Below are 545 nucleotides of genomic sequence, written 5' to 3'. Positions count from 1 at the left end.
AAAATATTCGATTTACAACAAGGACTTAGCGGTGGTACCTTTGAAGTTTGAATTGAGCAGCCTGGAACATTATTGTGCTGCTATTGAATAAGCTGTTAGCAGTATAAGGAGAATTCGGTGCTAAATAATATTTTTGAGAGTATTTATATAAAAAGCAAATGGGCTTTTTTATCTATACAATTTTTCAGTGTATTTGGGATTTTTAGTTTTGTTTCGTTAGTATCTGGCACAGCGCTAGATAGTACTCTTGCAATATCGTTTTCCCTTTTTACATCTGTAGGCTCAGCGCTATTCACGGCTAATAAAATTGCTGATGCAAAAAACAGCAGTAAATACAGCTAATCGGGTAGCCGGAGGTATCTAGCCTCCAGCCCCCACACCACCCTGCATGCGGCTCCGCACAGGGCGGTTCATTTAGAACACCTAACTGACTTTCTGGTTAGCTTATTTATTACAATAATGAACTGCGATCCATCCATCTCTTAGTGAATATAATCCTGCTTTCTTCAGATACTCATTACTCAACGCTTGCTGGATCCCTGGTG

1 protein-coding gene is annotated in these 545 nt (G+C 39.4%); it reads left to right on the top strand.

From position 1 onward, the window contains the following. The first annotated feature begins 117 nt into the window (after positions 1-117). Positions 118-342 carry a hypothetical protein gene (locus BCU91_RS08140; protein ID WP_102531254.1) on the top strand — a complete coding sequence of 75 codons (225 nt, stop codon included), beginning with the start codon at positions 118-120 and terminating at the stop codon, positions 340-342. The last annotated feature ends 203 nt before the right edge of the window (positions 343-545 follow it).

Source organism: Shewanella sp. 10N.286.52.B9, assembly GCF_002873635.1.
In the GTDB taxonomy this organism is placed as follows: Bacteria; Pseudomonadota; Gammaproteobacteria; order Enterobacterales; family Shewanellaceae; genus Shewanella.
Note: the sequence above shows the minus strand (reverse complement) of the source record. Positions and strands in the feature narration are given on the sequence as shown.